Source organism: Nonomuraea sp. NPDC052129, from assembly GCF_040680095.1.
Lineage (GTDB): Bacteria > Actinomycetota > Actinomycetes > Streptosporangiales > Streptosporangiaceae > Nonomuraea.
The window spans coordinates 118,332-131,252 of the sequence record NZ_JBFAVX010000029.1 but is presented as its reverse complement, the minus strand read 5'-3'; the positions used below and the strand labels follow the sequence as shown (position 1 = coordinate 131,252).

Annotated in this window: 11 protein-coding genes and 1 tRNA gene; 3 read left to right on the top strand and 9 right to left on the bottom strand. The window is 68.5% G+C overall.

The genetic code is table 11. The annotated features are described in order from the left end of the window. Positions 1 to 18 precede the first annotated feature (18 nt). From AB0L53_RS43370 to AB0L53_RS43345, 6 genes are read right to left on the bottom strand one after another with little or no spacing between them, the layout of a single operon-like run. A complete protein-coding gene (locus tag AB0L53_RS43370; protein ID WP_364007659.1) occupies positions 19 to 1,467 on the bottom strand; it encodes a serine/threonine-protein kinase in 1,449 nt (482 codons plus the stop codon). 21 nt (positions 1,468 to 1,488) lie between these two features. Further along, positions 1,489 to 2,952, bottom strand: coding sequence for a penicillin-binding protein 2 (locus AB0L53_RS43365; RefSeq protein WP_364007656.1), 1,464 nt, complete (start codon positions 2,950 to 2,952; stop codon positions 1,489 to 1,491). Next, the gene (locus AB0L53_RS43360; protein ID WP_364007654.1) at positions 2,949 to 4,337 is read right to left on the bottom strand and encodes an FtsW/RodA/SpoVE family cell cycle protein; all 1,389 of its coding nucleotides are present in this window, start codon (positions 4,335 to 4,337) and stop codon (positions 2,949 to 2,951) included. Before AB0L53_RS43360 ends, AB0L53_RS43365 begins: the two co-directional genes overlap by 4 nt. After that, positions 4,338 to 5,636, bottom strand: a complete 1,299-nt coding sequence (locus AB0L53_RS43355; protein WP_364007651.1) for a Stp1/IreP family PP2C-type Ser/Thr phosphatase — start codon at positions 5,634 to 5,636, stop codon at positions 4,338 to 4,340. Continuing rightward, the gene (locus tag AB0L53_RS43350; protein ID WP_364007648.1) at positions 5,633 to 6,103 is read right to left on the bottom strand and encodes an FHA domain-containing protein; all 471 of its coding nucleotides are present in this window, start codon (positions 6,101 to 6,103) and stop codon (positions 5,633 to 5,635) included. Before AB0L53_RS43350 ends, AB0L53_RS43355 begins: the two co-directional genes overlap by 4 nt. A 17-nt stretch (positions 6,104 to 6,120) precedes the next feature. Continuing rightward, positions 6,121 to 6,861 (bottom strand): DUF3662 and FHA domain-containing protein, encoded by a 741-nt coding sequence (locus AB0L53_RS43345; protein ID WP_214635378.1) that lies wholly within the window; start codon positions 6,859 to 6,861, stop codon positions 6,121 to 6,123. A 199-nt stretch (positions 6,862 to 7,060) separates the two neighbouring features. Here AB0L53_RS43345 and AB0L53_RS43340 point away from each other — a divergent pair. Continuing rightward, positions 7,061 to 7,143 (top strand) — tRNA-Leu (locus AB0L53_RS43340). A gap of 581 nt (positions 7,144 to 7,724) precedes the next feature. Here AB0L53_RS43340 and AB0L53_RS43335 read toward each other — a convergent pair. Together AB0L53_RS43335 and AB0L53_RS43330 are read right to left on the bottom strand one after the other, a co-directional pair. Beyond that, positions 7,725 to 8,741 carry a hemolysin family protein gene (locus AB0L53_RS43335; RefSeq protein ID WP_364007645.1) on the bottom strand — a complete coding sequence of 339 codons (1,017 nt, stop codon included), beginning with the start codon at positions 8,739 to 8,741 and terminating at the stop codon, positions 7,725 to 7,727. Further along, positions 8,738 to 10,084 carry a hemolysin family protein gene (locus tag AB0L53_RS43330; RefSeq protein WP_364007642.1) on the bottom strand — a complete coding sequence of 449 codons (1,347 nt, stop codon included), beginning with the start codon at positions 10,082 to 10,084 and terminating at the stop codon, positions 8,738 to 8,740. Before AB0L53_RS43330 ends, AB0L53_RS43335 begins: the two co-directional genes overlap by 4 nt. A 260-nt stretch (positions 10,085 to 10,344) precedes the next feature. Here AB0L53_RS43330 and AB0L53_RS43325 point away from each other — a divergent pair, with 260 nt between their 5' ends. Further along, the gene (locus tag AB0L53_RS43325) at positions 10,345 to 11,592 is read left to right on the top strand and encodes an LCP family protein (protein WP_364007639.1); all 1,248 of its coding nucleotides are present in this window, start codon (positions 10,345 to 10,347) and stop codon (positions 11,590 to 11,592) included. Between the two features lie 30 nt (positions 11,593 to 11,622). Here AB0L53_RS43325 and AB0L53_RS43320 read toward each other — a convergent pair whose 3' ends face one another. Then, positions 11,623 to 12,276: a GPP34 family phosphoprotein gene (locus AB0L53_RS43320; RefSeq protein ID WP_364007636.1), complete on the bottom strand. Its 654-nt coding sequence runs from the start codon at positions 12,274 to 12,276 to the stop codon at positions 11,623 to 11,625. A gap of 23 nt (positions 12,277 to 12,299) precedes the next feature. Here AB0L53_RS43320 and AB0L53_RS43315 point away from each other — a divergent pair, with 23 nt between their 5' ends. Further along, entirely contained in the window at positions 12,300 to 12,905 is a 606-nt protein-coding gene (locus AB0L53_RS43315; protein WP_364007633.1) for a transcriptional regulator, read from the top strand. Positions 12,906 to 12,921 lie beyond the last annotated feature (16 nt).

Genomic DNA, 12,921 nt, shown 5'->3' with positions numbered 1-12,921 from the left:
CATCGACCCCGTGGCGCATCACGTCTCCTCCTTCGGCGGGTTTGTGACACCCGGGTCAGGCGAAGCACTTGGTGTCGGAGTTGTCGGTGTAGTGGTGGGCCTGGGGGTCGGTGTGGGAGTCGGGGTACGGGTTGTCGGGGTGGACTTGGGGGTTGGCTTCCTGGATGGAATTGCCGTCACGCTTACCGTAGCCGACCGTGAGGGTACCGGCCTCTTCGACTTCACCGTAACGACGGGAGGTCGTCGAGTGTGAGTCTTGGTCTTGGACGGCTTCCATACCGGAGTCACGCTCACCGACTCCGACGGGTCGGCGATGCTGGGCTGGCTGGGCATCGCCTCGCGGTCCATGAAAGTGAAGGCGCTGAGCCCGACTGCGGCGGCGCAGCCCGCGCTGGCGAACAGTGCCAACGTCAGCCTGCCCCTGCGGCGCCGGGGTGGGGCGGGCGCCGCACCGGACCGCCCGGCGATCGAGCCGGGGGACGGTGAGCGCAGCGTCGTGGCAGTCGGCGTGGCGAGGTCGTCGGTGACAGAACCCTCTCCCTGCCGCCGCCACTCTTGGAAGCCCTCCTGCCGCTGCCGGCCCCGGACGCCCTCTTCCTGCTGGCGTACGCGGAAGCCCGCCGGATCGGTGAGCATGCTGAGCTCGGCACCCGACTTGTTGGCGGCCAGCGACTGGCCCAGCCGCTGGGAGCGGTCGGCGACCTCCATGGCCGACGCGGGCCGCTGCCGCGGATCCTTGGACAGCAGCACCATGACCAGCTCGCGCACCGCCGCGGGCACGTCGACGCCGAGCGGTGGCGGCGGGTCGTTGAGGTGCATGAGCGCGATCGCCACCGGCCCCTCGGCCTGGAACGGCGTGCGCCCAGACAGGCACTCGTAGGCCACCACGCCCAGCGAGTAGAGGTCGGTCGACGGGGTGAGAGGCAGACCCTGCGCCTGCTCCGGGCTGACATATTGGGCCGTGCCGAGCACGGTGCCCGTCAGCGTCACCGGAGCCGACTCCATGGCGCGGGCGATGCCGAAGTCGGTCACCTTGATGGTGCCCTCGGGCGTGACGAGCAGGTTGCCGGGCTTGATGTCGCGGTGGATGACCCCCGCCGAGTGGGCGGCGTGCAGCGCCTTGGCCGTCTGGTGCACGACGTCGAGCGCCACTTCGGGCATGAGCGAGCCGTTGCGGGTCAGGATGGCGGACAGCGGCTCGCCGTGCACCAGCTCCATCACCAGGTAGGCCAGGTCGCGCTGCTCGCCGTAGTCGAAGATCTGCGCGATGCCGGGGTCGGCCAGGGCGGCCGTGATCCTGGCCTCGTTGCGGAAGCGGCCGCGGAAGGACTGGTCGTCCTGGATGTGACTGCGCAGCACCTTGACCGCGACCTCACGGCCCAGCAACTCGTCACGAGCACGCCAGACATCCCCCATACCGCCCGAGGCGATGCGGGAGAGCAAGAGGTAGCGGTTACCGAGCCGCATGATCCAGCAGAGTAGCGGTCATCACTTGTTCAGCACCGCCTCCATCACGGCTTTGCCGATCGGCGCGGCGGTGTGGCCGCCCGTCGCCTCGGCGCCGACGTTGGCCGCGCCCGACTCGACGATGATCGCGACCGCGACCTTCGGGTCGTTGGCCGGCGCGAAACTGATGAACCAGGCGTGCGGCGGCTGGCCGTTGGACGTCTCGGCGGTGCCGGTCTTGCCCGCCACGTCGACGCCGGGGATCTGCGCCAGGTTGGCGGTGCCGTTGTTGACGACGCTGACCATCATCTCGCGCAGCTTGCCCGCCGTCTCGGAGCTGACCGCCTCCGACAGCTCCTCGGGCTTGGCGTCCTCGACCGAGTCGCCCTTGGAGTCAGTGATCTTGTTGACCAGGTACGGCTTCATGACCTTGCCGTCGTTGGCGATGCCCGCGGCGATCATGGCCATCTGCAGCGGCGTCATCTGGTTGCTGCGCTGGCCGATGGAGGACATGGCGATGGCCGCCTTGTCCTCCTTGGGGCCGAAGGAGCTCTGGGCCACCGACATCGGAATGCCGATCTGCGTCCCCATGCCGAACTTCTCCGCCTGCTTCTGCATCTTGTCGTAGCCGAGGTCCATGCCGATCTGGCCGAACGGCGTGTTGCAGGACTTCTCCAGCGCGTAGACCAGCGGGACCTTCCCGGCTCCGCAGGCCGCGCCGCCGTAGTTGGGCAGGCTGATGTTGGTGCCGGGCAGCGGGAGGCGCTGCGGGGCGTCCACGACCGTCTGGGGGCCGCGGCTGGAGTCGTCTTCGAGGTAGGCCGCCGCGGTCACCACCTTGAACGTGGAGCCGGGCGGATAGGTGCGGTCGATGTTGCGGTTGAGCAGCGGCTGGCCCTTGTCCTTGGCCAACTTGTCGTAGAGGGGGAACACCTCGCCCTTGTTGGTGCCCGAGAGCTCGGCCGGGTCGTAGGTGGGCAGCGACACCATCGCCAGGATCGCCCCGGTCTTCGGGTCGAGCGCGACGACCGCGCCCCGCTTGCCGCTCTCGCGCAGCGCGTCGTAGGCCGCCTTCTGGGCCTTGGGGTTGATCGTCACGTCGACGTTGGCGCCCCTGGTGGGCTCACCGGTGAACAGGTCGATGCTCCGGCGCAGCAGCAGGTCGGGGCTGGAGCCGTCGAGCCATTTGTTCTCGGAGCGCTCGATGTTGGACTCGCTCTCCGGCGAGAAGAAGCCGGTGACGTGCGCGAAGAGCTTGCCGTCGGGGTATTCCCTGAGGAAGCGGAAGTCGCCGTCCTTCTTCTCCACCGACTGCGCCAGGATCACCTTGCCGCCGGCGGTGATGCGACCGCGCTCCACGGCGTAGCGCGCGTAGTAGTTGCGCTGGTTGCGGGGGTCTTTGCTGTATTGCTCCACCCGTACGGCCTGCACGACGTTCACGTTGATCATCAGAAGCGCGAACATGACCAGGCAGGCCACGGCCGCACGCTTCAGAGTGCCGTTCATCGCTGGAACACCTGCGTCATTCCCTCGTTCTGGATCGCCTGGGGCGGAGGTCGCCGTGCCGAGTCTGACATGCGTACCAATAGCGCGATAAGGATCCAGTTAGCGAGCAATGCCGAGCCACCCTGGGACATGAACGGGGTGACCAGGCCGGTCAGGGGGATGAGGTTCGTCACGCCGCCGACGATGATGAAGACCTGCCAGGCCAGGATGAACGACAGGCCGCCGGCCAGCAGCTTGGAGTAGGGGTCGCGGGCCGCGAGCGCGGTGCGCAGCCCTCGCTGCACGATCAGCGCGTAGACCATGAGCAGCGCCATCAGGCCGGTCAGACCGAGTTCCTCGCCGGTCGCGGTGAAGATGAAGTCGGAGAACGACAGCGGGATGAGGTAGGGGTGGCCCTGGCCGAGGCCGGTGCCGAGGATGCCGCCCGCACCCATCGCGAACAGGCCCTGCATGAGCTGCGCGCTGCCGCCGAGCTCGCGGTTGAAGAACTCGGCGTTTCCCGGGTCGAGCCAGACCTCGATGCGGGCGTGCACGTGGTCGAAGATCTGGCTGGCGAGGAACGCGCCGCCGACGAACAGCAGGATGCCGATCAGCACCCAGGAGGTGCGCTGGGTGGCGATGTACAGCATCACGATGAATGTGCCGAACAGCAGCAGCGAGGAGCCCAGGTCCTTCTGCAGCACGAGCACACCCAGGCTGACCGCCCAGGTGATGAGCACCGGTCCGAGGTCGCGGGCGCGGGGCAGGTCGATGAAGAGCAGTCGGCGTCCGGCCAGGGCCAGCACGTCGCGCTTGGCCACGAGATAGCCGGCGAAGAAGATGACCAGAGCGATCTTGGCCAGCTCCGCGGGCTGGATGATGGCGGGGCCGAAACCGATCCAGATGGTGGCGCCGTTGACGCTCTTGCCCAGCCCGGGAATCAGCGGGGAGATCAGCAGGAACAGCCCGGCGAAGCCCGCGGTGTAGGTCAGGCGCTGCAGCGTGCGGTGGTCGCGCAGCACGACCAGCGTGATGGCGAACAGGACCACGCCCGCGCCGGTCATGATCAGCTGGTTGGTGGCGGACGCGCCGCCGGTGCCTCTCGCGCCCGACGCCTCGATCCGGTAGATCATCACCAGGCCGATGCCGTTGACCACCGTGACCAGCGGCAGGATCAAGGGGTCGGCCCATGGCGCGAACTTGGCGAGCACCAGATAGGCGGCCAGCATGAACCCGCCCAGCCCCAGGCCGTACGTCAGCATGCCCGAGGGGATCGCGCCGTCGAGAGCCAGCCCGACGTTGGCATAGGCGCCCATGACGATCACGACCGCGAACGCGAGCATGGCCAGCTGGGCCCCACGCCGCTTGGCCGGCATGAGGACGGGGGCTTCCGCCACTTCACTCATCTACTGCGGTTTCGCCTTCGTCTTCGTCGCGCTCGCGCTGGGCGAGGCGGTCGCGGTCGGGGTGGCCTTCTGATCGGTCGGCTCCGCGGTGGCCTTGAAACCGTTGATCTTCGTCATGCCCTCCGCCAAGGTCGTGACCTCGATGCCGCCCTTGATCAGCGCCTGGTCGGGCTCGGAGAGCTGGGAGAGCGGCTTGCCGGTGTGCTGGGCTACCGAGAAGAACTGGAACGGCCCCACCTCCTGACGGATGCCACGGAACACGACCACCTCGTCGCCCTTGGCCCCGACGAAGAACTGGTCCTGGGTCCACTGCCAGCCGAAATAGCCGCCGGCGCCAATGGCGACGACGGCCACACCCAGGACGGAGACCAGCATGGGCCAGGCCCGGCGCCGCTTGACCGGCCGCCGGGCCGCCTGTGGGCCCGGCTCGTCGAAGTCGTCGTCGGTGAGCACCGGCTGGGGCGCGGTCACCGCACCCGGCCGTCCCGGCGAGGTGTCGTGCGCTTCGAGCCGCAGGCGCGTCATGCCCGCCGCCCCGACGGTCGCCGACTCGGTGGTGGGCGCCTGCTGCCCCTCGGCGAGCTCCAGCACGTCGGCCAGGACGCAGGTGATGTTGTCGGGCCCACCGCCCCGGTTGGCCAGGTCGATCAGCTGGCGCACGACCTCTTCCGGGTCGTCGATGTTGGTCAGCGTGGCATGCAGGGTCTCCGCGCTCACCACTCCGGACAGGCCGTCGGAGCAGAGGAGATAACGGTCGCCCACCTGCGCCTCGCGCAACGTGAGGTCGGGATCGACCTCGCCGCTCCCGTCGAGCGCCCGCAGCAGGATCGAGCGCTGCGGGTGCGTCGCGGCCTCCTCCGGCGTGATGCGTCCGTCGTCGACCAACTGCTGCACCAGCGTGTGGTCGTGGGTGATCTGGTAGAGCTCCCCGCGTCTGAGCAGGTAGGCGCGCGAGTCGCCGACATGCACCAGGGCCACCGAGGTGCCGTTCCAGAGCATGGCGGTCAGCGTGGTGCCCATGCCCTTGAGGCTGGGGTCCCGGCCCACCATCTCGTGCAGCTTGCGGTTGGCGTCGCGTACCGCTGCCTCGATGGCGTTGAGCAGGTCACCACCCTGTTGGGCCTCGTCGAGAGAGGCCATTGCGGCGATGGCGACAGAACTCGCCACCTCACCGTGTGCGTGTCCGCCCATACCGTCTGCGACGGCTAGCAGACGGCCGCTCGCGTACGCCGAGTCCTCGTTTCCTTCGCGGAGGAGGCCGACGTCCGAGCGGGCGGCGTAGCGGAGTGCGATGGTCATTTGCGCAATTCAATGACTGTCTTGCCGACGCGGATCGGAACACCGAGCGGCACCGGGGTCGGGCGGGTGACTTTTGAGCGGTCGAGATATGTGCCGTTGGTCGAACCGAGATCTTCCACGATCCACTGACCGTCCTGAGGGAAGAGCCGGGCATGCCGACTGGAAGCGTAGTCGTCGGTGACTACCAGCGTGGCGTCGTTCGCCCGGCCAATGCTGATGGGCGTCTCCGTGAGATTAATGGTGGTGCCTTGCAGCGGGCCACCCGTCACAACGAGCTGGCGTGGCTCGCCCTTCTTATTCTTCGGCTTAGCCGCCGGTTTGGTGGGCTTGATGCCCTTGCGTGGACCCGCGGGGGCCGTACGTGATCCGAACAAATCTGTCCGGATCACGCCGACTGCGGCAATGACGAAGAACCACAGCACAGCCAGGAAGGCGAGCCGGATCAGCAGCAGCGTGAGCTCGGACATGGACCGTCTGTCTACCCCTAATCGCGCCGGAACACCAGTGTCGTACGCCCCAGGGTCACTCGCGTGCCGTTCTGGAGCTCGACTCTGCGTACCGGCTGGCCATTGACGAACGTGCCGTTCGTCGATCCGAGATCGACTAGGGCGACTAGCTGACCCTCGACGCGCAACTCCGCGTGGTGGCGAGAGACGCCGGGGTCGACGAGACGAAGATCGCAGTCGGTGCCCCTGCCCAGCAAGGTCACCGGAGTGGTGAGCTCGTAGGAGCGGTCGCCCTGCGGATCGTCCTGAGTGGACACGAGCAGCCGGGGCCGCCCGTTGAACGCGTTGGGCCTGGATGGTGGCAGATCACTCGCCGGCTGGCGAATTTCGTCCTGCTCCACCGTCGCGCCGCGGATGACTCCCGACCTGATGCGGAACAACCCCACTGCCAGGTCGGCGGCGGTTTCGAAACGAACCCGGACCGGTCCCACGAAGGAGTAGCCCTGTTCTTTGGCGTACTCCCTGGCGAGGTTGGCCAGCTCGTGGCTGATGCTGTCGGCATAGACCTCAAGCCGCTCGCTGTCGGTCGTGGACAGTTCAACCACGAAGTCGTTGGGCACGAGCGTCCGACCTTGAGCGACGATCGCCGCACGCTCATCCATCTCCCGCTGAACCGCGCTGGCGACCTCGACCGGCTGAAGGTCAGATTTGAACGCCCGCGCAAAGGCCCCCTCAACCAAGCCTTCGAGCCTTCGCTCGAAGCGCTGAAGGACTCCCACCGGGTACCTCCCTTCCTCCGTGCATATGATCGCGGCCACCAAACGCGCACCGCGCCTGGCCGCCGCTCCTCCCACGTCGCGGGTGGTCCCGGCGCTCGTCGGCTGTCGCGCCCAGCTCCTCCGCTCCCGTGTCTTATGCGATCGTATCCGGGTTCAGTACCAGCGGCTGTTCCGTGCTACTGTTTCTCCGCACCCACAAGGGCGGGTGGCGGAACGGCAGACGCGCACGGTTCAGGTCCGTGTGTCCGAAAGGACGTGAGGGTTCAAATCCCTCCTCGCCCACTCGTTGACGGGGACCCTATGGTCGCCAGCCCCTCCGGGGCTTGCTTCCCTCGGGTCCCCTCGTCGTTTACACCGGGGGGCGACCCCCGGACCCCCAGCAGGAAACCCGCTGGTGGTTGCTCACCGGTTGAATCCTCGCCTTAACCCGCTGGTGGTTGGCCACCGGCCGGTTCCTCGCCTTAACCCGCTGGTGGTTGGCCACCGGCCGGTTCCTCGCCTTAACCCGCTGGTGGTTGTTTACCGGCCGGTTCCTTGCCTTGCCCGCTGGTGGTTGTTCACCGGCTGGCTCCTTGCGTTAACCCAGCCCGCCCGTGGTGCTCTTTGGGCGGGGCCTTGCGTTGAACCGCCGCCTGTGGGGCTCTTCGGGCGGTTCCTTGCGTTAATGCCTGTAGTGCATCTGGGGCTTCGTCTTCTGTACGGGCAGACCCACACTGGCGAAAGAGGACCCGGATCGCAAGGGGCGGGGCCTCCTGTTTTTGGGAACCTTGTGGGCGGCGTTGGGAACGGTACGCCCGGCCGGTTGCAGATCACTTTCGGATGGCTTTCCGGCCGGGCGTGTGTTATTGCCCACACTCGTGGGGTTAGGCGGCCATTGCTCGGGTGTCGAGGAGTTCGCCCACCAGGTCGGTCAGGCTGACCATTCCGATGACCGTGCCGCCCTGGCCCGTGACCAGCGCCAGGTGGGCGTGGGCCTCCTGGAGTGCTGTCACCGCCTCGGGGACCTGGGTGACGCAAGGCAGGCGGGGGACCGGGCGGGCCAGGTCGCCCGCTGCGCGGTTGGGATTGATCAGGGCGTCTCGGGCATGCAGCACGCCCTGTACGTCCTCTGGAGCGCCCACCAGGAGGCGCAGGTGGCCGCTCTCCGCCGCCGCCTGCTTGATGCGCGCGGCGTTGGCCGACGCCGGCACGGTCACCACCTGGTCGATGGGGACCATGAGGCGCTCGATGCCTTCCGCCTGGAGGCGGAGGGCTCTGGTGAGCAGGTCATGCTCCTCTCTGTCCAGTAGGCCCATCCGGCCCGACTCTCCTACGAGCATGGCGAGCTGGCGCGGGGTTCTGGTGGTGGCCAGTTCGTCACGTGGGACCACGCCGAACAGGCGCAAGATCACGTTGGTCAGGCCGTTGAGCGCCGACAGAAGCGGGCTCATCAGCGACGTGAAGCCGCGGAAGGGCAGCGTCAGCAACAGGGCGGCCCGCTCGGGGTGGGTCAGCGCCCAGGACTTGGGTGCCATCTCGCCCACCACCATGTGCAGGAACGTCACCAACGCCAGCGCGATGGTCAGCGCGATCGGCATCCGCATCGACTCGGGCACGCCGACCGCGGCGAAGACCGGCTCCAGGTAGTGCTCGATCGCGGGCTCGGTGACCTGGCCCAGACCCAGCGTGCAGAGCGTGATGCCGAGCTGGGCGCCGGCCAGCATCAGGGACAGTCGCCGGCCACCGCCCACCGCCGACTTCGCGGTGATCCGCACCAGGCGGTTGCCGTTGGCGGCCATCTCCTCCAGGCGGTGCCGCTTGGCGGAGACGAAGGCGAACTCGGCCGCCACGAACAGCGCGTTGAGCAGTAGTAGGGCCAGGCTGATCAGGATCATCGTCATCGGACGGCCTCCGCGTGCTGGACCGGTGCCAGCCGTACCCATTCGGGGACGCGGCGGTTGAGGGACAGGACGGTGAGTTCGGCCTGGTGCTCCTGTTCGTCCTCGGCGAACGGGTCCGTCTCCGGAATGACGGGGACGGTCACGGTGTCACCGGGCTCCGGCATGCGCCCCAGCCTGGCGAGGACCAGCCCGGCGAGCGTGTCGTAGTCGTCGCTCTCGGGCAGCGAGACGCCGGTGGCCCGCTCGACCTCGTCGAGCCTGAACCGGCCCGGCACCTCCCAGATTCCGTCCGGCTGCGCGACCGCGCCGTCGGGCTCCGGGTCGTTCTCGTCGATGAGCTCGCCGACCAGCTCCTCCGCCAGGTCCTCGACGGTGATGACGCCGGCGAGGTCGCCGTACTCGTCGATCACGCATACCAAGTCGTCCTTGGCCGAGCGCATCTGGTTCAGTACGGCCGGCAGCGGCAGCGAGTCGGGCACCAGCACCGCGGGGCGGGTGATGCCGATGATCGGGCCGTCTTCGAGACCGGAGGTGATCAGCTCGCGTACGCCCGTCACACCCACCACGTCGCCGTCGGCGCCGAGCACCGGGTAGCGGGAGTGGCCGCACTCGCGTATGACCTCCACGAGGTCGGAGATCGGCTGGGAGTCGCGGAGCACGACCACGCGCGGGCGCGGGACCATGATCTCCTCCGCGTTGCGGTCACCGAACTCCAGCGCCCGCTCCAGCAGCTCCGACAGCCGCGGCGGCAGCTCGCCCGCCAGAGTGGACTCGGCGATGATCCGCGAGAGCTCCTCGGGGGTCGCGCCGTGCTCCACCTCCTCGACGGGCTCGATGCCGATGCGCCTGAGCAGTCCCGTGGCCGCCGAGTCGAACAGGCGGACCACCGGGCCGACCACGGCCAGGTAGACCAGCGTCGATCCGGCGAGGAACTTGGCGACGGCCTCCGGCCTGGCGATGCCGAGATTCTTGGGCGCCAACTCGCCGAGGACCATCTGGACGATGGTCGCGACGAACACACCGATGGCCACGGACAGGCCGGTGATGAGGCCGTCGGGCATGCCGGTGTCCGTCAACCACGGACGAACGATCGTCGCTATGGCGGGCTCGGCCAGGAAGCCGACCAGCAGCGCGGTGACGGTGATGCCGAGCTGCGCGCCGGAGAGCATGAACGACAGGCGGGAGGTCACCTGGAGGGCCTTCTCCGCGGCCTGGTCGCCGGCGGCGGCCTGCTCACGCAGGAGGCCCCGGTCAGCGGCCACGAAGGCGAACTCCTGCGCGACGAAGTAACCTGTCGCGGCGGTGAGCAGGAAGAGGGCGATGAGCCCGAGGTACGCGCTCACCGGGACGAGCTCCGAAGAGGTGAGCGATCAGGGGATCCCGTGCGTTCGCACGGGCGAATATTCCAAGGGTCCGGGGCGGACACGATCATCCTTTCGATGGCGGAAGTCCATAAACCGTAACGATGCAGATGGCAGCAATGTTTCCGACGTGACGCTCCGCTAGTTCTGCGTACTTTTCCGTGGGAAAACCTTGGCGAGACGTCTTCACTGGTGGGGGGTTGGACGTAGCGTCTATGACAACCGAAGGGGAAAGAGGCCAAGTGTCTGAGGAAGACCGGACGAGAGCCATGCGCTCGCCGGGCGATGGTCGCCCGCTGCCGGGCAGGAACGGCGACGGGCCGCGGTCGGGTGGTGCCCCCGCGCATCGGATTCCGTCGACGCAGCAGGTCCCTCCGCCGGCTCAACAGGCGCCGCCGACGAACCAGTCGCCCTCCGACGCGCCGCGCGCCGGTGGTTCGCGCGTGTACGGCCGCGAGCGCTCAGGCGGCAGCCCGATGAAGCCGTTCACGCCCAAGGCGGAACCGACCCCGTCGGGGCCGAAGCCGCCGCGCAGGCGGATCAAGGGCCGCACCATCCTGAAGATCGTCGCCGCCGTGGTGGCACTGCTGATCGTGGCGGCCGTGGGGCTGTTCTTCTGGATCGACTCTCGGCTGACCGGGATCCCCGGCGTGCTCGACGGTGAGGGCCACCCCGACGACACCCCAGGCACCAATTGGCTGCTCGTCGGCTCCGACAGCCGCAAGGGCCTGTCGGCGGCCGACCGCAAGAAGCTCGCCACCGGCAAGGCGGCCGGCCAGCGCACCGACTCGATGATGCTGCTGCACATCCCGGCGGGCAGCGACAAGCCGACTCTCATCAGCTTGCCGCGCGACTCGGCGGTCACCATCCCCGGCAAGGGCCGCAACAAGCTCAACGCCGCGTACGCCATCGGCGGCCCCAAGCTGCTCGCCCAGACGATCGAGTCCGTCACCGGGGTGCGCATCGACAACTACATGGAGATTGGTTTCGCCGGGTTCGTGGACATCGTCGACGCGGTCGGCGGTGTCGAGATCAACGTCCGCGCCGCGGTCGACGACCCCAAGGCGGGGCTGAAGCTCAAGAAGGGCGTCCAGATGCTGACCGGCGCCCAGGCGCTCGGCTACGTCCGTACCCGCAAGGGCGGCGCGCTGCCCGACTTCGAGCGGACCAAGCGCCAGCGCCAGTTCCTCGGCGCGGTCGTGAAGAAGGCGGCCAGTCCCGGCACGCTGATCAATCCGTTCACCTCGATCCCGCTGGCCATGAGCGCCACCGACGCGGTGGCGGTCGATTCGAGCACGGGTGCGTTCGACATGCTCTCGCTGGGCCTGGCCATGGGCGACAGCCCGGTGACCACGGTCGTGCCGTTCGGCGGCAACGAGATCGCGGGCGGCGGCAGCGCGGTCAAGTGGGACAGGGAGAAGGCCACAGCCCTGTTCAACGCGATCAAGGAGGACAAGCCGGTGCCGAAGGAGATCCTCGACGCCGGCTGATCCCATCCTCTGGCCGACCCTTGGGGGTGCCTAGCTCCCTGCGGTGGTGGCGCCGATGGCGGCGGTGGTGGCGGCGATCACCATGACCGAGTTGATCGCGGCGATCGTCTTGGCCACCGCGTCGCCCGCCCAGTCGCCCTCGGAGATCTCCTTGATGCGGGCCTTGTTCGCGCCGGGGAACGCCTTGCGGTCGAGCTTGGCGGCGTGCATGACGGCGATGAGCACCGCCGTGCGCCCGTCGGGCTCGGCGCCCGCCAGGACGCCGCTCACGCGCTGCCTGACCTCCGCCTCGACGCCGCCGTCGGCCTCCGGCCAGCGGGTGGTGGGGAAGATGCCGAGCACCTTGCCGCGCTCCTCGGCCAGCACGCCCGTCTCGGCGAGCCGGACGAGCAGGCGCCGGCGCAGCTTGGTGGAGTGGAACCGCTGGACCCACCAGTCCGGCTTGCGCTCCTTGCGCTCCTCCGCGATGCGGGCCAGCGCGGCGTCGAGTTCGTCATCGCCCAGCGGCGTGGCGTCCTCGAGGGACACCTTCTTGCCGGTCAGGGCCACCCGCTCGGTGATCGCCAGCTCGGCGAGGATCGCGCCGCCGAGCGCCGGATCCAGTTGGCTGGCGCTGATGAGCTGCTTGCCCTCCTTCTCGCTGTAGGCGAGCAAGAGGAGTTCTTCCGCGATCGTCACACTCATTCCCTGACACTAGCCTGCCGCTCATGGGTATCTCCGAGAAGTTGCACGCGGCCGGGCGCCCCCTCCTCGACGCGCAGCTCGCGCATCCCACGGTCGTCGGCATCGGGCGCGGCGATCTGGCGGAGCCGGTGTTCCGGTCGTGGCTGGAGCAGGACTACCTGTTCCTGCTGGACTATGTGCGGGTGTTCGCGCGGCTGGCCTGGCAGGCGCCGGCCGCGCATCTGGGCGATCTGGTGGACCTGGCGCACACGACCTTCCATGACGAGCTGAGCCTGCACCGGGAGCTGTCGGCCTCGTTCGGGGCGGATCTGGAAGGCGCGCGGAAGGGGCCGGCGTGCGCGGCCTACACGGCGTTCCTGCTGGAGTCGGCCGCCGATTATGGCGAAGGGCTGGCCGCGCTTTATCCCTGCATGTGGGGATATTCGACGCTCGGTCGGCTGTTGGCGGAGGACTTGCCCACCGAGCCGCGCTATCGGCGGTGGGTGGAGACGTACGCCGATCCCGGCTTCGCGGCGCTGACCGTGCGGATCGCCGAGATGATCGACCAGGCCGATCCCGAGCCCGCGCGGGCGGAGGCGCTGTTCCGTGAGGGGATGGCGCACGAGCTGGCGTTCTGGGATGTCCCATAGTTATCCACAGGCTGTG

Coding starts and splice junctions, on each gene's coding strand:
- AB0L53_RS43315 (WP_364007633.1), top strand. CDS start 12,300: ATGGGTATCTCCGAGAAGTTGCACGCGGCCGGGCGCCCCCTCCTCGAC.
- AB0L53_RS43320 (WP_364007636.1), bottom strand. CDS start 12,276: ATGAGTGTGACGATCGCGGAAGAACTCCTCTTGCTCGCCTACAGCGAG.
- AB0L53_RS43370 (WP_364007659.1), bottom strand. CDS start 1,467: ATGCGGCTCGGTAACCGCTACCTCTTGCTCTCCCGCATCGCCTCGGGC.
- AB0L53_RS43335 (WP_364007645.1), bottom strand. CDS start 8,741: ATGACGATGATCCTGATCAGCCTGGCCCTACTACTGCTCAACGCGCTG.
- AB0L53_RS43365 (WP_364007656.1), bottom strand. CDS start 2,952: ATGAACGGCACTCTGAAGCGTGCGGCCGTGGCCTGCCTGGTCATGTTC.
- AB0L53_RS43360 (WP_364007654.1), bottom strand. CDS start 4,337: ATGAGTGAAGTGGCGGAAGCCCCCGTCCTCATGCCGGCCAAGCGGCGT.
- AB0L53_RS43355 (WP_364007651.1), bottom strand. CDS start 5,636: ATGACCATCGCACTCCGCTACGCCGCCCGCTCGGACGTCGGCCTCCTC.
- AB0L53_RS43350 (WP_364007648.1), bottom strand. CDS start 6,103: ATGTCCGAGCTCACGCTGCTGCTGATCCGGCTCGCCTTCCTGGCTGTG.